Genomic DNA, 22,675 nt, shown 5'->3' on the forward strand with positions numbered 1-22,675 from the left:
AGGCCAAGGCTGCCAAGCCCCCGCGTCTGACCGCCAGTACCCGCACTTTTCCCAGTCTCTACGGCGGGCAGTGCGCCAAGGTCAACACCGATGCCACCCATGCCGTCATCAAGGTGCGCCAGCGCAACGACTGGGTCTGGATGGGCTTCCGGCTCAAGGGCCAATGCCGCTTTCGCGGCAAGGGCCAGGCGAAATCGCCCCTGCTGACCTTCAACGGGCGACAATGGAAACTGTCGCTGCCCGAGGCCTTTGCGCCGCCACCGCCCACCAGGCAGGCGCCCAAGCGCGTTCTGGCGGTCGATGTCGGGATCAACACGGCGGCAACCTGGGCGGTTGTCGATGTTCAAGGCACTGTCCCTGCGCGTGGCTTTCTCCACCGCTCGGATAAAGACCGGGAGCATCGGCTCATGCAGCGCATCCGGCGCCAGGCTCGCCGGCAGACCCGCCACGGCAGCCGTTTGCCACCGGGCTTCTGTGGTCGGGACCATGACCGGCTGACTCGCCTGGCCGACAACGAGGCGCATCAGATCAGTCGTCGGCTGGTGAACCTGGCGCTCGCTCACGACTGCCAGGCGGTCGTAGCCGAGAACCTCAAGGGCTGGCGCCCCAAGGGAGGACGCAAGCGCACGCCCATGAAGGCCCGGTTTCACCGCTGGTTTCATCGCCGGCTGGTTCAGCGCCTCGACAGCAAGGCAGTCGAAGCCGGGCTGCGCTGCGTGCTGGTCTACCCCCGTGGCACTTCAAGCCAGGCGTTCGATGGTTCGGGGCCGGTGAAGCGCGACAGCGCCAACTACAGCCTCTGCACCTTTGCCAGCGGCAAGCGCTATCACGCCGACCTCAATGCCGCCTACACCATCGCCGCTCGCGGCCATGTCATTTTCCAGGGGCGCCGCCGCAAGGCGGCGTCCCGTGCCGGCTCGCAGAAGCCGACCGGCACACCGAGAGCCCCGGTGACGCTCTCCACGCTCTGGCATCAGAGCGCGTGAGAGTGGTCGGAATCCGCGATTCTAGTCGCAGAATGAATCGTCGGAGGGTTCAANCGCGTGAGAGTGGTCGGAATCCGCGATTCTAGTCGCAGAATGAATCGTCGGAGGGTTCAAGACGAACATGGCATACTCGTCGATACCGAAGTCGGGCAGCACCCGCTCCTTGTTCATGCAGGCGTAGTAGACGTTGCCGTTCTGGTCGAAGGCGATGGAGGGATCGCCCCCCATGTTGAAGCCGGGCTGGCTCGGCAGCAGCTGGTGCGTCCAGGTCTGGCCGGCATCGTGCGAGGTGTAGACCGCGCAACTGCTCTGGGCCCGTCCCCCCAGCACGTTCGGCCCGCCGTAGTCGTTGGCGCCTCCCACCCAGTTGTCGTTGTCGACCGGATTGATGGCCAGCGTGGTCTCGTTCTGTGCGCAGAGGTTGGCAACGCTGTCGTCGAAACACTCGCCCGGGCTGTCGTTGACGCGCACGTTCGGCAGCACCAGCACGCCGCCCGGGTCGCGCTCGAGCTCCTCCTCGGCGGTGATCGGGGGGACGAAGGGTTCGGGCTCGAGGGGCGGTGGAGAGGCGCTCGCCACCATGGCCACCGGTCCCAATAGCCACAAGGCCCCCACACAGCGAACCAGGATCGGTCGCCATCGGCGCGGGCGCTCGGCGGCGGGGCGGGTCGGCAGGTCGTGCAGCCCTGGCTCCGTCCCTGGCAGGGCGGAGGGCTCGTGGTTCGACATGGTGGGTCACCCCGAGGGTGAGGCGGCGTGATGTTCAAAGTCTAGTACAGCGCGGTGTGCCGACCGTGGCGCGACCCAGACCAATGGGTTCTATCGTCGGGCGGATCGGTTCAAAGCGCGGGGCGTCGCCTCAAGGAAGGGCGGGCCCCGGTGCGTGGCGTCCCACCATGGTGCAGTCCCCGGGTCAGGCCGTGGATGGCTGGGAGGCGGGCCGAGCCAACTTCTTGTTGAGAAGAGGGCCAATACTAACTGGCACATGGCTTGCTAGGTACGGGGTAGATATGCACTCGCTCCATCGGGAGGCCAGGTGGTCTCCCTCCGGCAACGACGCCCGCGACGCTGCTCTCTCCGATGGAGAGAGGGCGCCCGCGGGCGTCGCTGTTTGTGGCGAGGCACTTGCTACCTCAGGAGGTTGCCAATGCAACGCATCCGAACCACCTGCCCCTACTGCGGCGTCGGCTGCGGCGTGCGGGCCGAGGTCGCGGACGGTCGCATCACCGGGGTCGAGGGCGACGCCGCGCATCCCGCCAACTTCGGCCGGCTGTGCGTCAAGGGCACCGCCCTGCACGAGACGCTGGGCAACCACGGCCGGCTGACCCGCCCGCGGGTCGACGGCGTCGAGGTCGACTGGGCGCGCGCGCTCGACGCAGTGGCCGAACGGCTCGCCGCGACCCGCGACGCCCACGGCCCGGATGCCATCGGCGCCTACCTCTCCGGGCAGCTGCTCACCGAGGACTACTACGTCGCCAACAAGCTCTTCAAGGGCTTTCTCGGCACGCCGCACCTGGATACCAACTCACGGCTCTGCATGGCCTCGGCGGTGGCGGCCCACAAGCGCGCCTTCGGCGCCGACGCCGTGCCGTGCTGCTACGAGGACCTGGAGGAGGCCGAGCTGGTGGTCCTGGTGGGGTCCAACCTCGCCTGGAACCACCCGGTGCTCTACCAGCGCCTCAAGACCGCCAAGCAGCGCAATCCGCTGCTGCGCGTGGTGGTGATCGACCCGCGCGTCACCGACAGCTGCGAGATCGCCGACCTCTACCTGGGCCTCGCCCCCGGCAGCGACGGCCGGCTGTTCAACGGCCTGCTGGCGTGGATGGCCGACACCGGCCGGCTCGACCGGGTCTACCTCGAGCGCCACACCACCGGTCTCGAGGCAGCCCTGGCCGCGGCCCGGGAGGACGACGTCTCGGTGGAGGCGATCGCCGCCGACTGCGATGTCGACCCCGAGCGGCTGCAGACCTTCTTCTACTGGTTCGCCACCCAGCTGCACGTGGTGACGCTCTTTTCCCAGGGCATCAACCAGTCGTCGAGCGGCACCGACAAGGCGGGGGCGATCATCAACTGCCACCTGGCCGGCGGCAAGCTCGGCCTGCCCGGGGCGGGGCCCTTCTCGATCACCGGCCAGCCCAACGCCATGGGCGGCCGCGAGGTGGGTGGGCTGGCCAACCAGTTGGCCGCCCACATGGACTACGACACGCCCGGCGCCCTGGATCGGATGAGGCGATTCTGGAGCACCGAGCGCCTCGTGCCGAGCCTGCCCGCGGGGCCCGGTCACAAGGCAGTCGAACTCTTCGAGGCGGTCGAGCGCGGCGAGGTGCAGGCGCTGTGGATCATGGCCACCAACCCGGTGGTCAGCCTGCCCGACGCCAACCGCGTGCGCGCGGCGTTGGCAAAATGCCCGCTGGTGATCGTTTCCGAGTGCGTGGCCGACACCGACCTGCTGCCCTATGCCGACATCGTGCTGCCGGCATCGAGCTGGTCGGAGAAGGATGGCACCGTGACCAACTCCGAGCGGCGCCTCTCGCGGCAGCGCGGCATCCTGCCGCCGCCCGGAGAGGCCCGCCACGACTGGTGGATCATCACCCAGGTGGCGCGTCGCCTGGGCTACGGCGAGGCGTTCGCCTTCGAGCACCCCGGCGAGATCTTTGCCGAGCACGCACGGCTCTCGGGGTTCGAGAACCGTCCCGGCACCCCTGGCGAGCGGCTGTTCGATATCTCCGGCCTGGCCGGGCTCGACCGCGAGGAATACGACGCCCTGGAACCCGTCCAGTGGCCTGTGACCGCCGAGGCCCCGCGAGGCACCGCGCGGCTCTTCGAGGACGGCCGCTACGCCACCCCGGACGGCCGCGCGCGGCTGGTACCGGTGCGTCCGAGAGGGCCCGCCCAGGCGCTCAGCGCGGCACGCCCCCTGCGCCTCAACACCGGTCGGGTGCGCGACCAGTGGCACACCATGACCCGTACCGCCCGCGCGCCGCAACTGATGAACCATCGCCCCGAGCCCTTTATCGAGATCACCCCGGAGGATGCGGCGGCGCTGGGGGTCGGTGACCAGCAGCTGGCGCGGCTGAGCGGCGCTGGCGGCGACTACCTCGGCCGGGTGCGTCTCTCCAAGGCCCAGCGGCGCGGCGAGGTCTTCGTGCCCATGCACTGGAACGACCGCTTCAGCGGGGCCGCGCGCATGGGCGGGCTGCTTGCCGCGCATCTCGACCCGCTTTCCGGCCAGCCGGAGCTCAAGCAGGGCGCCGTCTCCCTCGCCCCGCTGGCCTGCGGCTGGGAGGCCACCCTGGTGGTCGCCGACGAGCTGGCCGGCGACCCCGGCTGGTGCGAGATGGCCGCCTACTGGGCGCGCATCCCCCTGGCCGGTGCCGAACGCTGGCAGCTGGCCGGCGGCGGGGTTGAGAAAGCGCCCCGTGACTGGCTGGCCTGGGTGCAGAAGGTGCTGCCCGTAGCGCCCGCCCTGTGGTGCGACGACTCAGTCGGCGGGCGGCTGCGTGCCGCCGGCCTGGAGGACGGCAAGCTGCGCTGGTGGCTGATGGTGGGGCCGCCGGCGGAGTTGCCGGGGCTCGCCTGGCTGGAGGCGCGCTTCGCCGAGGCGGCGCGAGGCGAGCCTCTGGATGCCACCCGGCGTCGGCGGCTGCTGGCCGGCTGCGACGACGGCGCCGCCGAGGCGGGGCCCATGGTGTGCAGCTGTCATCAGGTGGGGCAGCGCGGTATCCTTGACGCCATACGCGGCGGCGACCGCAGCGTCGAGGCGCTGGGCGCCCGATTGGCCTGCGGCACCCAGTGCGGCAGTTGCGTTCCCGAACTGAAAGCCTTGATCGAAGAGGAGACGGCCGTATGCGCCTCATGAGCAAGGGGCTGTGGAAGCCCCGCCTGAGTGCCGCTCTGTCTCGGCTCGGCCGGCCGCGAGGTGATGCGGCCGAGCGCGCGGGTGTCGGTCGCAATGGCCGGCTGGGCGCCCCCTCGCGGCAGTGCCGGCCGGGTACCGTCTACCTGGTGGGCGCCGGCAGCGGCGACGCCGAGCTGCTTACCCTCAAGGCGGCTCGGCTGCTCGCCCAGGCCGATGCCGTGGTCTACGACCGCCTGATCGGTGACGACGTGCTGGCGATGATCCCCACCGGTACCGAGCGCTACTACGTGGGCAAGGCCCGCGGCCACCACAGCGTGCCCCAGGCGGAGATCGGCGCGCGTCTGGTGGGGCTGGCACGACAGGGCAAGTCGGTGGTGCGCCTCAAGGGCGGCGACCCCGGTGTCTTCGGTCGTCTGGGCGAGGAGCTTGCGGCGCTGGGCGAGGCGGCGGTGCCCGCCGAGATCGTGCCCGGCATCACCGCCGCCTCGGCGGCCAGCGCCGCTCTGGGCATTCCGCTCACCGATCGCGGTCACGCCCAGCAGCTGCGTTTCATCACTGCCCAGCTGTGCCGCGAGGGCGGCGAGCCCGATTGGGACACGCTCGCCCGCCGCGACGAGACCCTGATTTTCTACATGGGGCTGACCAAGGTGGGGGCGATCTGCGCCGGGCTGCGCCGCGCCGGGCTGCCCGACGACTGGCCCATCCTGCTGGTGGCCAATGCCAGCCTGCCCGAGCAGCGTGCCCTGGTCGGCACCCTGGCCGACATGCCCGACAAGCTGGCCGCCGAGCCGTTGCCCTCACCCTGCCTGATCGTGGTGGGCAGCGTGGTGCGCCTTGTCGAGACCAGCCCGGCCAGCCCCCTGAACCGGGCCATCACGGCGGAGTGAGCGTCACGTCGCCAGCCGCTTGTACATCACGTGGGCGTCGACCAGGCCATGGTTCGCGTGGCGATACGCCTCCGGGATCGTGCCGACGATGGCGAAGCCCAGCGACTGCCAGAGGCGCACGGCGACCTCATTGGTGGCCACCACGGCGTTGAACTGCATGGCGTGAAACCCGGCCTCCCGGGCCATTCGCTGGGAATGTTCGCACAGCGTCCGGGCCACGCCTCGGCCACGGGCGGCGGGGTCGACGATATAGCCGCAGTTGCACACGTGATCGCCGGGGCCGGCGGCGTTGGCTTTGAGGTAGTAGCTGCCCAGCACCTGCTCCCCTTCCTTGGCGACGTAGGTGTGCAGCGGCTGTTCGCACCACAGGGCGTAGGCGGCGGCGTAATCGATCGCCGGGTCGATGGCGTAGGTCTCCCGGGCCTGCACCACGGCCAGGAAAGTGGGCCAGAAGCGCTGGAAGTCGTCGGCGGTGATGGGCTCGATCTGCATGGCGTGCCTCGACGGGAAAGAGAAGCCGATGATGCCAGCGCCCGGTCGCCGATGCGAGTCGGGCCCGCGGCTCAGCGCACCCGTTCGAACCGGCGGTCGGCCAGCAGGGTCTCGAAGCGGCAGGGGCGGTGGACGCCGTAGCCCTGCACATAGTGCACCCCCATCTCGCGCAGCAGTGCCAGGGCCTCTTGGCTTTCGACGAATTCGGCCACGATGGTCTTGTTCAGGGTCTGGCCGATCTCGTTGATGGCCCGCACCATGGCCAGGTCGGTGTCGTCGCTGACGATGTGGCGGACGAAGGCGCCGTCGATCTTGATGCACTCCACCGGCAGGCGGCGCAGGTACCCGAACGACGAGAGGCCGGCGCCGAAGTCGTCCAGGGCAAAGGTGCATCCGCGCTCGCCGAGCCGCTCCATGAAGGCGGTGACATCGGTGAGGTTCCTTACTGCCGCGGTCTCGGTGATCTCGAAGCAGAGCTTCTCGGCGGGAAGCGCATGGCGCTCCAGGGTGGCCACCACGAAGTCGCCGAAATCCGCCTTGTCGAAGGAGCGTCCGGAGAGGTTGATGTGACAGGCTTCCAGGCGGGCCAGATGGCGGGGGTGGGCGGCGAGCTGGGCACACACCTCCTCGATCACCCAGCGGTCGATCTGATGGGCCGCGCCGAAACGCTCGGCGGCCGGCAGGAAGGCACCGGGCGGCACCACCTGACCGTGCTCGTCGGTGAGACGCACCAGCACCTCGTAGCGCAGGCGGTGCGGTGCGTCGAGGCGCTCCAGGCGTTGGGCCTCCAGGAACAGGCGCCGCTCGTCGAGCGCCTGACGAATGCGGTTCAGCCACTCCATCTCGCCGCGCTGCTGGGCCATCTGCTGGTCGTCCTCGTGCAGCACGTAGACGCGGTTGCGCCCCTGCTCCTTGGCCAGGTAGCAGGCGATGTCCGCGGTGCGCTGCAGGCTGTCGGCATCGACGCTGGCCGCGGTGATGGGGACCACGCCGATGCTGCAGCCGGGGCGGAAGGTGGCGTTCTCCCACACGAAGCTGGCGTTCTCCAGGGCGCTGCGTAGCTTCTCGGTGACCTGTCGGGCGCGGGGCAGGTCGCAGTCCTCGAGGATCACCGCGAACTCGTCGCCGCCGAGCCGGGCCAGCAGGTCGCCCTCGCGCAGCTGGTGACTCAGCAGCTCGGTCACCTGGCGCAGTAGCTGGTCACCCGCGGCGTGCCCCGCCGTGTCGTTGATGATCTTGAACTGGTCCAGGTCGATGAAGCCCAGGGCGTGGGCCGAGCCCTCGGTACGCGCCTGGCGCAGAGTCTCGGCGAGGCTGCGCTCGAAGGCTCGGCGGTTGGGCAGGCCGGTCAGGGCATCGTGGTTGGCCTGGTGGCTGAGTTCCACCGACAGGCGGCGGGATTCCGAGACATCCTCGAGAATGGCCACGTAGCGAGGGCTGTAGTCGGGGTCGTCGCGCATGCTGGAGACGGTTAGCTTGCCCCACACCGTGCTTCCGTGGCGACACATCAGGCGATGCTCGATGGTGTAGCTGTCGAGGGTGCCGGCCCGTATCTGCTCGCGCTGCGCCCGACCGATCTCGCGGTCCTCGACATGTACCAGGTCCCAGTACCGCCGCCCCAGAAGCGCCCGCTTGGGGTAGCCCAGGATTTCGCACAGCGACTGATTGACGTCGATCAGGAAGCCCGCGCGGTCCACCTGGGCCATGCCCACTGCAGCCTGCTCGAAGGTGACGCGGAACTTGCGCTCCGCGGCGGTGATGACGCGAGTCAGCCGCCAGCCCAGCAGCCAGGCGACCAGTGCCAGGGTCAGCAGGAAGACCACGCTAGCGATGGTGAGCAGCCGGGCGACCACCCGTGCGGCGTCGGTCATGGCGCGACGGAACGCCTCGGTGAGGGGGTCGAGCTGGGCGTTGAGGGCCTCCAGGCGTGTGCGCAGCCTGACGAGGGTCCGGGCGGAGGGCGCTTCGCCCGTCCACTCGGCTTCTAGCCGGTCGGCGAGCTCGGCAAGGGCGAGAATGTGGGCGTCGCTCTCCCGCCAGACGCTCACCGGCTGGCGAAAGACCGGAAAATCCGCAAAGTGGCGGTAGAGCCAGATCATGCGGCCGAAGTCGTCGGGGTGGTTGAGGCCCTGTCGCATGCCCTCCCGGGCGGCCGCTTCGTCGAACGGGTCGCGCTCCATGGCCAGCCGTGCCTGCCGGTCTCCCAAGGGCACGGCCAGGGCGTCACGTGCCCGCGCCAGTTCCTCGGGGCGACCGCTCTCGGCATAGGCATCGAGGTGGTAGACGGCGTCGAGTTGGGCGCGCGACCAGGCGCTCTGGCCACTGACATAGGCGGCCGTGGCCGCCTGCAGCTGCACCGCGGCGACCGTGAAGGCCGACGCGAGCGCGGCCACCAGGAACAGGCCCGCGATCAGCCCCAGCACCTTGATTCGGTGTTGCCGGTTGCGACGTTGCCACTGCATCCCTGTCTCCCTGGCAAGGTAGCCTTCACTCTAGCAACTCCGCGCCGGGGCGACGCCGCCCCTCGTCAACGCGGGGGTGACAGTGGCCCCGTCACGCCACCCGCGGTCGGGGCTCAGGGAGTTTCCGCTCTCTGCCCCCGTGTCCGGACCTGCTGCATGGCCGCCTTGCGGAACGCCTGCTGGACCACCAGGCGCAGCTCGTCGTCGTCCCAGGGCTTGGTCAGGAACTTGAAGATGGCGCCTTGGTTGATGGCGGCGGTCACGGTCTTGAGGTCGGTGTAGCCCGACAGCACGATCTGGATCGTGTCGGGGTATAACTCCTTGGCCTGCTTGAGGAACTCCGTGCCGCTCATCTCCGGCATGCGCTGGTCGCTGATGATGACCTGCACCACCTCGGTGGCCAGCAGCTCGAAGGCGCGCCGGGGACTTGACGTGGCGAGTATCCGATAGTCGCCGTGACGCAGGGTGCGCGTCAGTGAGCGAAGGATGTTGGCCTCGTCGTCGAGCAGTAGCAGCGTCTGCTGGTGCTCTTCGCCGCTCTGGCGCGCCTGGGTGAGGCGCTGCGCGGCCTGGTGATCGCGCAGGAAGGCTTCGAGTGTCGCCAGTGGCATGGGGCGGGCGAAGTAGTAGCCTTGGAAGCTATCGCAGTGCTGCTTGTGCAGGTAGGCGTACTGCGCCTGAGTCTCCACGCCTTCGGCCACCACCTCGAGCTGCAGGGAGCTGGCCATGGAGAGGATGCCCTGGACAATGGCGGCGTCGCGGTGGTCGCTGATCACCTCACGGATGAAGGAGCGGTCGATCTTGAGCCGGTTGACGGGCAAGTGTTTCAGGTAGCTCAAACTGGAGAAACCGGTACCGAAGTCGTCGATGGCGATACGGATGCCCTGCGCGCGCAGGCGCTCCAGAATTTGGATGGTGGTCTCGGCATGGCCCATCAGGATGCCTTCGGTGAGCTCCAGCTCCAGCTGACAGGCGGGGAGGCCCAACGCCTCGAGAGCAGAGAAGACCCCGGGCACGAACTGGCTGCGCTGGAACTGCATGGGCGAGACGTTGACCGCCATCACGAACTCTCCCAGCCCCAGGTCATTGAGGTGGCGGCCATCGCGGCAGGCGGTGGCGAGCACCCAGTCGCTGATGGGAATGATCTGTCCGGTGTCCTCCGCCAGGCTGATGAACTCGGCGGGCGAGACGTAGCCGCGCTCCGGGTGGTGCCAGCGGATCAGCGCCTCGAAGCCGGTGATCCGGCCGTTCGCACGGTCGAATTGAGGCTGGTAATGGAGTTCGAACTGCTCTTCCTCGATGGCGTGCTGCAGGGCGTTGCGCAGTGCGACGCGCTCCTTCACCTGATGGTTGAGGTCCCGGGAGTACCACTGGTAGGTGTTGCGCCCCAGGCGCTTGGCCTCGTACATGGCCAGGTCGGCCTGCTGGAGCAGCTCGGTGGGGTGCTCCAGGTCGCCTTCGCCCAGGGCGATGCCGATGCTGGCAGTGAGGCGCAGCTCGCTGTTGTCGATCCGGTAGGGGCGGGCAACGCTCTCCAGCAGGCGTTCGACGATCGGCAGCAGATCGTCCGGGTGAGCCAGGTCAGGCAGCAGGATCACGAACTCGTCGCCGCCGAAACGCGCCACGGTGTCGCCGGAACGTACCTGGTCCGCCAGGCGTTCGGCCACCTCGACCAGGACCTGGTCACCCAGTTCGTGGCCAAGGGAGTCGTTGATCGGCTTGAAATCGTCCAGGTCGACGAACAGCACCGCCAGTGTGCGGGTGTAGCGTCGCGCGAACTGGCATCCCTGATGCAGGCGATCCTCCAGCAGCGAGCGATTGGCCAAGCCGGTCAGGGTGTCGTGGCTGGCGGTGTAGGCCAGTCGCGATTCGTATTCACGCTGGGTGGAGATGTCGTTCTGGATGCCGATGAAGTGGCTCAGCTCGCCGTTGTCGTCACGCACCGGCGAGATGTAGAGCTCGTTCCAGAAGGGCATGCCGTCCTTGCGGTAGTTGAGCAGAGTGACATGCACGGTGCTCTGTGCCTCGAGGCCATGGCGGATGGCGGCACAGGCCTGTGGGTCACTGTTCTCGCCCTGCAGGAAGCGGCAGTTGCGACCGAGCGCCTCGATCCGCGAATAGCCGGTGATGCGCTCGAAGGCGGCATTGACGTAGACGATCGGCAGGTCCGGCTGGCGAGCATCGGCGATCACCACGCCATTGACGCTGGACTCGATGCCGCGCTCGAGCAGGTGCAGCTGGCTTTCGGTGCGCTTGCGTTGACTGATGTCCTGGAAGTAGACGGCAAGCCCCTCCTCGGAGGGTGAGGCGTGCACCTCAAACCACAGCGCGAGTTCGGCATAGTAGGCCTCGAAGACCACCGAAACGGCCTCGCTCATGGCGCGTCGATATTGGGTCTCGAACAGGGTGCCGCAGATTTCGGGGAAGGCGTGCCAGATCGTTTTCCCGAGAAGATCTTCCCGCGATCGTTGTACCAGCCGTTCCGCCTGCCGGTTGAGGTAGGTGAAACGCCAGCTGGAATCGAGGGTGAAGAAGCTGTCGGTGATGTTCTCCAGGGTGGTAGAGAGCCGCTCACCGAGCTGTGCCACTTCATGCTGCAGCCGCTTGTAGGAAGTGATGTCCTGGGTTGAACCCTGGATGCGCAGGATTCGCCCGGCGGTGTCGCGCACCACTTCGCCGATGACACGAACCTGGCGCTGTTGCCCCTTGGCGGTGACGATCTCGAACTCATCGTCGATGGCGATACCGGTACGGGTGCAGGCGTCGAGCGCCCGAGTCAGGCGGTCTCGACAGTCGGGAGGGTAGTAGGCCAGTGCTTGATCGAGGCTCGGCTGGAAGCCGGGAGCCTCTCCGTGAATGGCGCAAACCTCGTCCGACCAGACGGGGGCCTCTTCGCCCACGTCGAGGTACCAGCCGCCGATATGGGCGGTGCGCCCGACGATACCGAACAGGCGGCGGTCGTGCTCGATCTGAAGCTCGCTCTGCTTGCGCTGAGTAATATCGCGCGCCACCACGTAGATGACGCGCTCCTCGCCCAGGTCGGCATTGATCTCGACCCAGTGCCGCTGCCCATGGGCATCCTCGACCTGTGCCTCCAACTGCTGGATGCTCTGTCCGGCTTCGAGGCGCTGGATGGCGGCGGCGATACGGGGATGGTGCCCGGCCACGACCAGTTCCTCGTAGTGCCGCCCGGCCAGTCGCTCGGGGATGTAACCCAGCAGTTTCTCGAAAGCGGGGTTGACCTGCAGGAAGCGCCCATGCAGGTCGACGCGACAGAAGAGCTCCAGCGACAGGGTGAAGAACTGATCGCGCTGCTTCAGTGCTTCGCGCAGCGCGGCTTGACTGGCATCGAGCGGGTGACAGGGTTGTTCGGGCTGATCGCCCCGCTTTGTTGTGGTCATGGTGTCGCGTTATCCAGTCTGGGTCTTGGTGCCGGGCTCGGGCTCTGCGTCGCTCTCCTCCGCCGGATGAACCAGCAGCGTGAGGCGCGTGTCTTCCAGCTCCTCCAGGCGGATGAGCTTGTCGATCAACCCGCGGCTCAGCTCCTTGCCCTGGTTGAGCAGCAGCATGCCGGCGGGAGAATGCAGGTCCTGAGCGAGCTGCATGCCTGGCTCCAGTTTGCGAGGCTCCAGCGACAGCACCTTTCTGCCGCCCACGCCGAGGTCGGGGGCCTGTTCGAGACAGAGCTCGACGAAGGGGGCGACCAGGGCGGGGTCGTAGACGCGTCCGGCGAACTTTTCCAGCAGTGCCAGGGCGCTATGCCGGGGCACCTTGCGCGGCAGGATCATGCCGCGCTGCAGTTCGATGAAGTCGACGGCAAGCGACAGCAGCCGTGCCCCGTAGGGGATGGCCTGCTCCTTGAGGTGGTCGGGGAAGCCGCTGCCGTTCCAGCGTTCGCGATGGTGGCGGATGATCGTCGCCGTGCCTTCCAGGTGTTCGAGGGCCATCAGCAGGCTCTCGCCGGTTTCCGGGTAGCGGCGGTAGGCGTCGCGGTCGGCGGCGAAGAGCCGCTCGGAGGGCGTGGTCAGCAGGTGGTCGTTCCAGGTCAGCTTGCCGAGGTTGTAGAGCGCGGCGGCCATCTGCAGGTCGCGCTGGCTTTCCTCGTCGAGGCCCAGTTGCTCGGCGAAGGCAGTGAGCAGGTTGCCAACCGTGGCGTTGGTCTGCAGGTGGCGCGGCAGCCGCTGGTTGATCAGCGAGGCAAATACCCGGGTGGCGGTGACATAGCTCTGCTCGAGATCACCGTAGGCGGCGTCCAGCATGTTAGCGGTCTGCTGGAGCTCGGCGGTGCGATCGGCGACGCGCTGCTCCAGGTTGGCATTGAGTGCCACGAGTTCGCGGTTCTGGGCCCGGGTCAGCGTTTCCAAGCGCTGGCGTTCGCGCTCGGCCTGCTGGTGGGAGAGAGCGAGACGCAGAGTCTGACGCAGTTCCGTTGCATCCCAGGGCTTGGCGATATAATGGTAGATGCGCCCTTCGTTGATGGCGCGCACCGCGGCATTGAGATCGGCCTTGCCAGTGAGCAGCAGGCGCAGGCACTCCGGCCAGTCGCGCTGAACTTGGGCCAGCAGTTCGATGCCGTCCATGCCGGGCATCAGGGCATCCGAAATGATGGCGTCAATGCACTCCTCGGCCATCCGCTCCAGGGCCGTCTTGCCGTTGTCGGCGGTGAGCAGGCGATAGCCCTCGCGGCGCAATTCGCGGCGCAGGGCCGACAGCACATGGGGCTCGTCGTCGACCAGCAGCAGGGTGGCGACGAGCGGGGGCGAGTCGGTCATGAGGATGTGGGCTCAGGGGCGGAATCACGGGACTGGCGGATGGGCAACCACACCCGAAAACGGCTGCCCCGCCCGGGGTCACTCTCCACCTCGATCCGGCCACGATGCTTCTGCACGATGCTCCAGGAGAGGGCGAGGCCCAGGCCCGTGCCTTCCCCGACGGGTTTGGTGGTGAAGAAGGGGTCGAAGAGACGCTCACGGTGTTCAGCGGCGATGCCGCGACCGGTGTCTTCCACCTCGAACCAGGCGTCAGTGGCGTTGCAGCCGGTGCGCAAGGTGATATAGCCCTGTCCGTCGATGGCCTGGGCAGCGTTGGTGAGAAGATTGAGTGCGACCTGGTTGAGCTGTGAGGGCAGACACTCTATCGGCGGCAGCTCGCCGTATTCCTTGATGACCTCGGCTTTGTACTTGAGCTCGTTGTTGACCAGGTTGAGGGTGGTGTCGAGGCCCCGGTGCAGGTTCGCGTCCACGAAGTCGTCCTCCTCGATGTGCGAGAAGTCCCTGAGGGCGGTTATGATCGACTTGATGCGCTCAATGCCCTCCTCGGACTCGCGGAGCAGTGCCTGGACATCCTCGCGGATGTAGCCGTACTCCAGGGTGTGCTTGATCTGCTGGAGCTCTTCCAGGCGCGTGACCTTTTCAGAGGCGTCGATGATCGCCAGCAGGTCGCTGACATACTCGGCCAGCGTCTTGAGGTTGGAGAAGACGTAGCCAACGGGGTTGTTAATCTCGTGGGCCACGCCGGCGGCGAGCTGGCCGATGGAGGCGAGTTTCTCGGACTGCAGCAGCTGGCCGTTGGCCTGCTCGAGTTCGCGCAGCAGCTGCGCGGTTTGCTGGCTGTCGGCGTTCGGCATGCCCCCTCCCTGTCGATGCGAGTTTGGCCGGTCACCTGGCCTTGGGGCTACCCGCTGCCCCTGTTGTTATGTGTCATATCGGCACAATAGGGGCATTCTTGAGGGAGGGGGCGTGACTGTCAAAGGTGAGCGAGGATGGCGTTGGCGCTGCTCTCTTCCACCACGCCGCGCTGGGTGTCGATGCCGAGGTATTCCACCACGCCGTCGTTGGCGATCAACGCGTAGCGGTAGCTGCGGATGCCCATGCCGCCGGCACTGGCGTCGCGCTCCATGCCGATGGCGCGGGTGAAGTCGGCATTGCCGTCGGCGAGCATGAGGATGTGCTCCGCGTTCTGGTCCTTCTGCCAGGCGCCCATCACGAAGGCGTCGTTGACCGCGAGGCAGGCCAGCACATCGACCCCCTTGGCCAGTATCTTGTCAGCATGGACCACGAAGCCCGGCATGTGAGTGTTGGAGCAGCCGGGGGTGAAGGCGCCGGGCACGGCGAACAGCACCACGCGCTTGCCGGCGAAGAGCTCACCGGTGCGGATGTCCTCGGGGCCGTCGGGCCCGTTGGTCTTCAGAGTGATATCGGGCAGGGTGTCGCCAACGGAAAGGGACATGGCAAGGCTCCTGGGTTGCACGAGGGGGCAAACATGATGAAAGCATACGGCAAGGCAAGTGGGCAGAACCATGCAGCGCTCAGCCATCACCTTGATAGGCGTCGAACACTTCCTGGCTGGTCATGTCGCGGGTGTGGTTGGCGAAGGCGTACCAGGGCGGCTTGACGTCGATGAAGATCTGGGTGTCGAAGGTCCAGGCCTGGGCGCCGTCCACCAGTCCGGCGGGAATGGCGTAGTGGTCGCCGCGCTTGAGGCGGTAGAAGAGGTGCGTACCGCAGCGCCCGCAGAAGCCGCGTTCTGCCCAGTCGGAGGAGGGATAGACCGTGACGTGCTCCTCGCCGTCGATATCGACCTGGGTGACCGACTCCAGGGCGAGCAGGGGGCCGCCGCCCCAGGTGCGACACATCTGGCAGTGGCAAGCCCCGATGTTCTGCTTGCCGGCCGTCACGGCCAGCCTCACGGCACCGCACAGGCAGCTGCCCTGGGCGGTGATGGCGTTGTCTGGCATGTCGTTGCTCCTGTGTTGCTGTGTCCGAGACGCCAGCGGTACCGCTGGTCGCCACTTTAGTTTAGCCATGGCTTGAGCGCCTTTCCGTCGACCGCTGTCCGGGCGGGAGCAACGGGAACCTTTTGTGCCTCTGCGGCGTCCCCGCCAATACCCGGCAGACCCGGGTCGACAATCGCGAGATGGCGGCAGGGTGTCGTCACCCGCGTGTCATCAAGCAACACAGAAGGGGGAAACCATGAGAGGCTACAGCAAGCTGTCGAACTGGCTGCTCATTCCGCTGGTGGTCATTGCCTTGGGGCTTTCAGCGCCGGCGTTGGCGCAGGACGATGATGACTCGGCATCGCTCTACCAGCGCTTGGGCGGGCTGATGCCCATTTCGGTGGTCGTCAGCGACTTCCTGGACGAGATGATTCCCGATCCGCAGTTGAACGAGAACCCGGCCATCGACGAGGCACGACAGCGCGTGCCGGTCGCCTATCTCAAGTACCACGTCACGGCCTTCGTCTGCGAGGCCACGGGAGGACCCTGTGACTACCATGGCCGCGGGATGCGTGAGTCTCACGCCCACCTGAACATCACGGCGGAGGAGTGGGATCGCATGGTGGAGATCTTCGTCGAGGTGCTCGACGAGCACGACGTGCCCGAGCAGGAGTCGGAAGAGCTTCTCGAGCTGCTTGGCACCACACGGGATGCCATCGTGACGTCCTGAACCGCTAGCGGCGGGTGACAGCGCACGCACTGCCGGACGGTACCGATGCCGAGGCGATCCCGTTCGCCTCGGCCATGCTTGCCACTCCGCGATGCGGGGGATCACTCCTCGGGCGGTGTGGGCCGCACGAGGATCTCGTTGACGTCCACGTGGGCTGGCTGGCCGAGGGCGTAGAGCACGGCATTGGCGATGTCGCGGTCCTCCAGCGCGTGCTCCGGTGCCTCGTCGAAGAAGGGAGTGTCGACCATGCCGGGCTCGATCAGCGTCACGCGGATACCGCTGCCGCGCAGCTCCTCGCGGAGGTTGTAGCCGATGCCGGTCACTGCCCACTTGGTGGCGCTGTACATCGAGCCGGGAATGGTGGCGCGACCCGCCGCCGAGCCGGTGAGCAGCACGTGGCCGTGGCTGTGGCGCAGCGCCGGCAGGGTGGCCTGGAGGGTGAGCCCTACGCCGTAGACGTTGGTCAGGATCATGTCGCGCCAGGCTTCGTGGTCCGCGCTGCTGAAGCCGCCGGGCGAACCGCCGCGCCCGGCATTGGCGAAGACGGCGTCGATGCGCCCGAAGCGTTCCAGCGCTTGCTCCACCATTGACTGCTGGTCGTCCATGACGGTGACGTCGGCCGCGACGGTGAGCACGTGTTCGGGGCCGAGCTCCCGGGCCAGGCTCTCCAGCCGTGCCGCGGAGCGAGCAGCCAGTACCAGTTGATACCCCTCGCGGGCGGCCGCCCGGGCGGTGGCGGCCCCGATGCCGCTGGAGGCCCCAGTGATCAACAGAACGCGGTGTTTCATGCAGGTCTCCTTGTGCTGTTTGATGGGCATCCAGTTCAGCATGGCCATAGTGTCGACAAGCTGCAAATGGGGGCGTTACGCCGAGGCCTGGGCAGCGATCATCTCGCGCAGCGTGGTGGCTGCGGCGGACAGGGGGTGGCGGCGACGCTGGATAATGCCGAGTGGACGCCCGATGTGGGGCTGCACCAGTGGCCGATGTTCGATGCCATGGGTGGCGATCTGCCGGAAACTCAACTCGGGCAGGACGCTGATGCCAACGCCGGCGGCGACCATGCGCCCGACGGTAGCGATCTGGCTGGCATCGCAGAGGATATCCAGCGTCTTGCTCACCTCGCCCATCACGCGGTCGATATCCTGGCGGGAACTGGACAACCGGTGGATGCCGATGAAGGGGTGGCCGGCGAGTTGGGCCCACTCGACCTGCGACTGGGCGAGCAGCGGATGGCCACTGGGGCAGACGGCGACATAGCGATCTTCCAGCACCGGTTCGAAGTGGAACTCCTCGGCGTCGAGGGGCGGCACCGAGAGCCCCAGGTCGGCGCGGCCTTCTCGCACCATGGCATTGACCTGCTCGGCGAGCACGTCGTGCAGGGCAAAGTTGATGCGCGGGTAGCGATCGTGAAAGGCGGCGATGATGCCCGGCAGCAGGCCGGCGGCCAGCGTGGGCAAGGCGGCCACGGTGACCTTGCCGCGATTCTTGGAGAAAAGGTCGTCGAGATCCTCGAAGGCTTCTGTCCAGTCGTTGAGCAAGCGAATGGCCACGGGAAGAAAGGCTTCGCCTTCCGGGGTCAGCGACAGCTGGCGGGTGCTGCGCGAGAACAGTGCGCCACCCACGCTCTCTTCCAGCTTGCGCAGGGCAATGGAGATGGCGGGCTGGGAAAGGTGGATGCGCTCGCTGGCCTCGGCGAGGCTGCGTGACTGTGCCACGGCCACGAAGGCGCTGAGCTGTCGGATGCTGGGTTTCATTTAGAAAGTAAAACAGATTTTAAAAACAATTCAATATACAAAAAATACAGCGGTGTCCATGCTGCCAGTGTGCTATGACCGGGCCGCCGCCATGAGGGGACGCCGATCCCTGGCTGCGCAGCCCATTGGCGCAATCCGTTACAACAACAAGCCCCGTTGCGGGCAGGAGCCAACCATGAAAACGCTGCTCACCGCTGCGGCCGCCAGTGCCGCACTCCTCACCGCTGCTGCCGTTCCGGCCCAGGAACGCCTGCTGATCGGCTCGACCTCCAGCTCGTCGAGCCACTACGGCTACTTCGTGGCGGTCAACCAGATCATCAACAGCGAGCTCGACGGCGTCAGTTCCTCCGTCGCCGAGACCGGTGCCACCGTCGATAACCTGCGCCGGCTGAGCCGCAACCAGATCGACATGGGGCTGGTGACCACCAACACTGGCTACCACGCCTATGCGGGGCAAGGCGACTTCGCGGACCGCGCCGTGGATAGTCGGCTGCTGTGGGTCTATACCGTGGCGCCGCAGAACGTGGTGCTGCGCGAAGACGCCGGGGTCGAGAGTCTCGCGGAACTGGACGGGGTGCGCCTCAACCCGGGGATCACGGGGTCGGCCACCGAGAGCACCACCGAGGCGGTTCTGGAAACCCTGGGCATCGCGCCCGATTACGTCCGCGGCTCCACCACCGATGTGGTCGATTCCATCAAGGATGGACGCATCGCCGGCTACGTGAAGTCCGGGGTCGGCAACCGTCTGGACGGCTCGACCATGGACATCGCCACCTTCACGCCCATCGAGGTGATCTCGCTCAGCGACGAACAGGCCGAGACGCTGCGTAGCGAGATGCCCGACATTGCCGTGGTGGAGATTCCTGAAGGGGCGGGTGACGGTATTCCCGCCTACACCACCTGGGCTTTCGGCGTGGCCGTGCATGCCCACCCGGACCTGGACGAGGAGACCGCCTACCAGATCGTCAAGGCGGTGATGGAGAACCCCGAGCCCCAGGCCAACGCCTTCTCCGCAGTCAAGGACGCCGACCTGGCGGAGATGACCCTCGAGGTGGGGACCGTGCCGCTGCACGCCGGCGCTGCCCGTTACTACGAGGAGCAGGGGATGACCATCCCTGACGCTCTCCAGCCCGCAGAATAAGGCCCGGCCGAGGAGTCATCCATGCGCGAGAACCTGACCCGAGGCTTGGCCCTGACGCTTGGCGGCCTGATCCTCTACACCTCCGCCACCGGCCCCTTCGAGAGCCTGATCCAGCGGGGTATCTTTCTCGCGTTGGTGATCCTGCTGGGGTTGACCATCTATCCCCTGGGGGCCGGCAGCCGCTGGCGGCCCCTGGGCCTGGTCATCGACCTGGCGCTGGCGGTAGGCGTGGTGCTGGCCTGCGGCTATGTGGTGATGAATCAGGAGCGCATCCTGGTGGAACTGCCCTGGGCAGGCCCACGGGACATGCTCTTCACTGCTGTGCTGCTGGTCGCGATTCTCGAACTGTCGAGACGCGCCATTGGCGTGATCTTTCCGTTACTGGTGGTCGCCGGCCTGGCCTATGCCAAATTCGGGGCGGCCATACCCGGCCCGCTGGGGCATCGCGGCTTCGACCTGGCCTACATGACCGAGACCATCTATCTCGGAGACCTGGGGGTATGGGGCATGCTGGTGGGGGTCGCCGCTACTACCATCGCGGCCTTCGTGCTGTTCGGCTGCCTGCTGCTGCACACCGGGGGCGGACAGACCTTCATGGATCTGGCCCTGCGCATCAGCGGGCGCTCGCCGGGGGGCGCGGCCAAGGTGGCCACCGTGGCCTCGGGGCTGTTCGGCATGGTCAGCGGCAGTGCGGTGGCCAACGTGGCCACCACCGGCAACTTCACCATCCCGATGATGAAGCGGCTCGACTACCCCCGACCTTTCGCCTCGGGCGTGGAAGCCGTGGCCTCCACCGGCGGGCAGATCGCTCCGCCGATCCTAGGGGCGGCGGCCTTCATCATGGCCGAGATACTTGGCGAGAGCTACGTTCGTATTGCCCTGGCGGCGCTGCTGCCGGCGATTCTCTTCTATCTGGGCGTCTTTCTGACCATCCACCTGGTGGCCACGCGTCGACAGCTGCGCGTGGTGCCCAACGACGAACTGCCCAGTTGGACCGACGTACTGCGTCCGGCGCGTATCGTGCCGATCCTCGCCGCTCTGGGCGGGCTCTTTTACGGCGTGCTCTCCGGGCGCTCCATCCAGATGTCGGCGTTCTACGGCATCCTGATGACGGTGCTCACCTTCGTGCCCTTTGCGCTGCTGGCACGGATGGCGTGGCGCGACATCCTCGGCAAGCTGCTGTCGGGGCTCATGGATGCCGGTCGGGGAATGGTGATCATCGGCGTACTGCTCGCCGGGGCACAGATCCTGGTGGCGATGATCGGCATGACCGGCATCGGGGTAACCCTCGCCAGCCTGATTGTCAACGTGGGTGGCGAGTCGCTGTTCCTGGTGTCGGGCATCGTCGGCGGGGTCTGTCTGATCCTGGGTATGGGCATTCCCACCACCGCCGCCTACGTGCTGGTGGCTTCGGTGCTGGCGCCGGCACTCACCACCATCGGCGTCGAGCCGCTGATCGCCCATCTCTTCGTGTTCTACTTCGCCACCCTGTCGGTCATCACGCCACCGGTGTGCGTGGCGGTGTTCGTGGCCGCGGGGATCGCCGACACCAACTGGCTGCCGGCGGCCGGCGAGGCCGTCCGCCTGGCGGCGGCCATCTACGTGATCCCCTTCCTGCTGCTGATCTATCCCGCCCTGGCGGGCTTCGGCGGCGCGGTCGATATCCTGCTGGCGATCTGTCAGGGCGTCGTCTTCGTGCTGGCCTTCGCCTCGCTGATGTCGCGGGTGGCGATCACCGGCCATCGCCTGCTCGATATCGCCGGCCTGGTGCTGGTGGTCGGTCTGGCGCTGACGCCGGGCTGGCTCACCACCACCGCGGCGCTGCTGGCACTGGTGACCCTGTACGGTGCCCGACGGCGGCGTGTCGCGATCCACAGTGCTGCCGGAGAGCTACCGGCCAAGGAGACCCGCCCATGACCTTTCTGCTGGGAAGCGGTGCCGGTTTCTCCGGCGATCGCACCGATGCAGCGATTCCCGTGGTGGCCGAGCTGATTCGTCGTGGCCAGCCCTGTGCGCTGCTCTTCGAGACCCTGGGCGAACGCACCCTGGCGGCGGCCCATCGCGCCATGCGTGACGATCCCGCCAAGGGCTATGAACCGCTGCTGGATGAGCTGCTCTCTCCTGTGCTCGGCGACTGCCTGGCCCATGGCATTCGCGTGCTGGGCAACTTCGGCGCCGCCAACCCGCTGGGGGCGTGCCGGCACGTGCGCTCGCTGGCCGATGCGGTGGGCAGGGAGACGGCGCGCATCGGCCTGGTAGAGGGGGACGACATCCGCGATCGCCTGTCGGGCCTGGATCTTCAGCGCTGGGAAGCGGAGAACCGTGACTTGCCGGGTGCCCAGGCGTTGATTTCGGCCAACGTCTATCTCGGGGCGGCTCCGCTGGTGCAGGCCCTGGCGCAAGGAGCCGAGGTGGTGGTGACAGGGCGCGTCGCCGACCCGGCGCTGTTCCTGGCCCCGCTGGTGCACCATTTCGGCTGGACTTGGGATGACTGGGACCGGCTGGCCGCCGGCATGATGGCCGGGCACCTCGGGGAATGCGGTGCTCAGGTGAGCGGCGGCTACTTTGCCGACCCGGGGTTCAAGGACGTGCCCGGCTTGGCCACGGTGGGTTATCCCATCATCGAGGTGGAAGAGGACGGCAGCTTGGTGGTCACCAAGCCCCCGGGCACCGGCGGTCTGGTGACCGAGCGCACGGTCAAGGAGCAGCTGCTCTACGAGGTGCACGACCCCGCCAACTATCTGACGCCGGACGTGGTGGTGGATCTCTCCCGGGTCGTGGTGCGCGAAGTGGACCGCGACCGGGTAGCGGTCAGCGGCATCCGAGGCAAGCCGGCACCGGAACGGCTCAAGACCACCGTCTGCTACGAAGGCGGCTGGCAGGGCGAGGCGGAGATCTCCTACGCCGGGCCCAATGCCCTGGCCCGCGCCCAGCTGGCGGCCGAGGTGCTGCGCGAGCGACTGGGGTTTCGTGCACCGGGCGATCTGCGCTCGCGGCTGGACCTGATCGGCCATGCCAGTGTCTTCGACAGCGACGGCGGCGAGCTGCAAGCGAGACGACAGCCGAGCGAGTCGGGCGACTATCGCCTGCGGCTGGCCGTCGAGCACCCCGAGCGCCGTTGGGTCGAGCGTGCCACCCAGGAGCTGTTGGCGCTCTACTGTGCGGGCCCCGCGGGCGGTGGTGGGGTGCGTCGCCACTTCCAGCGTCGCGTGTGCACGGCCTCCTACCTGGTCAAGCGCAGCGATGTAGTCGCCCACGCCACCCTGTTCGACGAGAGGAGCCAAGCCCATGCCGTCAGTCACTGAGGTCGCTACGTCGACGAGCGTGCCGCTGCATCGCCTGGCGCACGCCCGGGCCGGCGACAAGGGCGACCGGCTCAACCTCTCGCTGTTCGCCTATGCCGAGCGAGACTACCCGCTGCTGGTCGAACAGGTCACCGAGTCGCGAGTGCTGGCCCTGTTCGCCCACCGTGGCGCCAGCCGCGTGCGCCGCTACCTGATGCCGGGCCTTGCGGGCATGAATCTGGTGATCGACGACGTGCTGCAGGGCGGCGTCAATGGAGCTCTCAATCTCGACGGTCACGGCAAGACGCTCTCTTTCCTGCTGCTCGGCATGGAGATCGTCCTTCCGACACCGCCAGGGGACTGAG

At 67.4% G+C, this 22,675-nt stretch carries 17 protein-coding genes; 8 read left to right on the forward strand and 9 right to left on the reverse strand.

All coding sequences use genetic code 11. The annotated features are described in order from the left end of the window. The 3 genes from FEF15_RS11320 to cobA form a co-directional block, all read left to right on the forward strand. Positions 1-986 (forward strand): IS200/IS605 family accessory protein TnpB-related protein (locus FEF15_RS11320; protein WP_163559275.1); only part of this gene is annotated, 986 nt, incomplete at its 5' end. Positions 987-2,133: 1,147 nt separating this feature from the next. After that, a complete protein-coding gene (locus FEF15_RS11330) occupies positions 2,134-4,845 on the forward strand; it encodes a nitrate reductase (protein ID WP_163559277.1) in 2,712 nt (903 codons plus the stop codon). Continuing rightward, positions 4,833-5,732, forward strand: coding sequence for a uroporphyrinogen-III C-methyltransferase (cobA, locus tag FEF15_RS11335; protein ID WP_163559278.1), 900 nt, complete (start codon positions 4,833-4,835; stop codon positions 5,730-5,732). The genes FEF15_RS11330 and cobA overlap by 13 nt, the downstream gene beginning before the upstream one ends. Positions 5,733-5,735: 3 nt before the next feature. Here the strand turns inward: cobA and FEF15_RS11340 are convergent, their stop codons facing one another. The 7 genes from FEF15_RS11340 to FEF15_RS11370 all read right to left on the reverse strand — a co-directional run bounded on the left by FEF15_RS11340 (position 5,736) and on the right by FEF15_RS11370 (position 15,422). Continuing rightward, a complete protein-coding gene (locus FEF15_RS11340; protein WP_163559279.1) occupies positions 5,736-6,224 on the reverse strand; it encodes a GNAT family N-acetyltransferase in 489 nt (162 codons plus the stop codon). Positions 6,225-6,295: 71 nt separating this feature from the next. Next, entirely contained in the window at positions 6,296-8,686 is a 2,391-nt protein-coding gene (locus FEF15_RS11345; protein ID WP_163559280.1) for an EAL domain-containing protein, read from the reverse strand. 113 nt (positions 8,687-8,799) lie between these two features. Continuing rightward, positions 8,800-12,087 carry an EAL domain-containing protein gene (locus tag FEF15_RS11350; RefSeq protein WP_163559281.1) on the reverse strand — a complete coding sequence of 1,096 codons (3,288 nt, stop codon included), beginning with the start codon at positions 12,085-12,087 and terminating at the stop codon, positions 8,800-8,802. A 9-nt stretch (positions 12,088-12,096) separates the two neighbouring features. After that, the gene (locus FEF15_RS11355) at positions 12,097-13,458 is read right to left on the reverse strand and encodes an HD domain-containing phosphohydrolase (RefSeq protein ID WP_163559282.1); all 1,362 of its coding nucleotides are present in this window, start codon (positions 13,456-13,458) and stop codon (positions 12,097-12,099) included. Then, positions 13,455-14,312 (reverse strand): ATP-binding protein, encoded by an 858-nt coding sequence (locus FEF15_RS11360; protein ID WP_163559283.1) that lies wholly within the window; start codon positions 14,310-14,312, stop codon positions 13,455-13,457. Before FEF15_RS11360 ends, FEF15_RS11355 begins: the two co-directional genes overlap by 4 nt. Positions 14,313-14,431: 119 nt before the next feature. Further along, positions 14,432-14,914, reverse strand: a complete 483-nt coding sequence (locus FEF15_RS11365; protein ID WP_163559284.1) for a peroxiredoxin — start codon at positions 14,912-14,914, stop codon at positions 14,432-14,434. Between the two features lie 79 nt (positions 14,915-14,993). Next, entirely contained in the window at positions 14,994-15,422 is a 429-nt protein-coding gene (locus tag FEF15_RS11370; RefSeq protein ID WP_163559285.1) for a GFA family protein, read from the reverse strand. Between the two features lie 235 nt (positions 15,423-15,657). On the opposite strand from FEF15_RS11370, the gene FEF15_RS11375 reads away from it, so the two are divergent. Continuing rightward, the gene (locus FEF15_RS11375; protein ID WP_163559286.1) at positions 15,658-16,131 is read left to right on the forward strand and encodes a group 1 truncated hemoglobin; all 474 of its coding nucleotides are present in this window, start codon (positions 15,658-15,660) and stop codon (positions 16,129-16,131) included. 101 nt (positions 16,132-16,232) lie between these two features. Here the strand turns inward: FEF15_RS11375 and FEF15_RS11380 are convergent, their stop codons facing one another. Next, entirely contained in the window at positions 16,233-16,919 is a 687-nt protein-coding gene (locus FEF15_RS11380; RefSeq protein WP_163559287.1) for an SDR family oxidoreductase, read from the reverse strand. A gap of 75 nt (positions 16,920-16,994) precedes the next feature. Further along, positions 16,995-17,885: a LysR family transcriptional regulator gene (locus tag FEF15_RS11385; protein WP_163559288.1), complete on the reverse strand. Its 891-nt coding sequence runs from the start codon at positions 17,883-17,885 to the stop codon at positions 16,995-16,997. 175 nt (positions 17,886-18,060) lie between these two features. On the opposite strand from FEF15_RS11385, the gene FEF15_RS11390 reads away from it, so the two are divergent. From FEF15_RS11390 to FEF15_RS11405, 4 genes are read left to right on the forward strand one after another with little or no spacing between them, the layout of a single operon-like run. After that, positions 18,061-19,026 carry a TAXI family TRAP transporter solute-binding subunit gene (locus FEF15_RS11390; protein ID WP_163559289.1) on the forward strand — a complete coding sequence of 322 codons (966 nt, stop codon included), beginning with the start codon at positions 18,061-18,063 and terminating at the stop codon, positions 19,024-19,026. 21 nt (positions 19,027-19,047) lie between these two features. Further along, positions 19,048-20,943, forward strand: coding sequence for a TRAP transporter fused permease subunit (locus FEF15_RS11395; RefSeq protein ID WP_163559290.1), 1,896 nt, complete (start codon positions 19,048-19,050; stop codon positions 20,941-20,943). Then, positions 20,940-22,331 (forward strand): acyclic terpene utilization AtuA family protein, encoded by a 1,392-nt coding sequence (locus FEF15_RS11400; RefSeq protein WP_163559291.1) that lies wholly within the window; start codon positions 20,940-20,942, stop codon positions 22,329-22,331. Before FEF15_RS11395 ends, FEF15_RS11400 begins: the two co-directional genes overlap by 4 nt. Next, entirely contained in the window at positions 22,315-22,674 is a 360-nt protein-coding gene (locus FEF15_RS11405; protein WP_163559292.1) for a hypothetical protein, read from the forward strand. The genes FEF15_RS11400 and FEF15_RS11405 overlap by 17 nt, the downstream gene beginning before the upstream one ends. Position 22,675 lies beyond the last annotated feature (1 nt).

The organism is Halomonas sp. NO4 (genome assembly GCF_010994375.1).
Lineage (GTDB): Bacteria > Pseudomonadota > Gammaproteobacteria > Pseudomonadales > Halomonadaceae > Halomonas.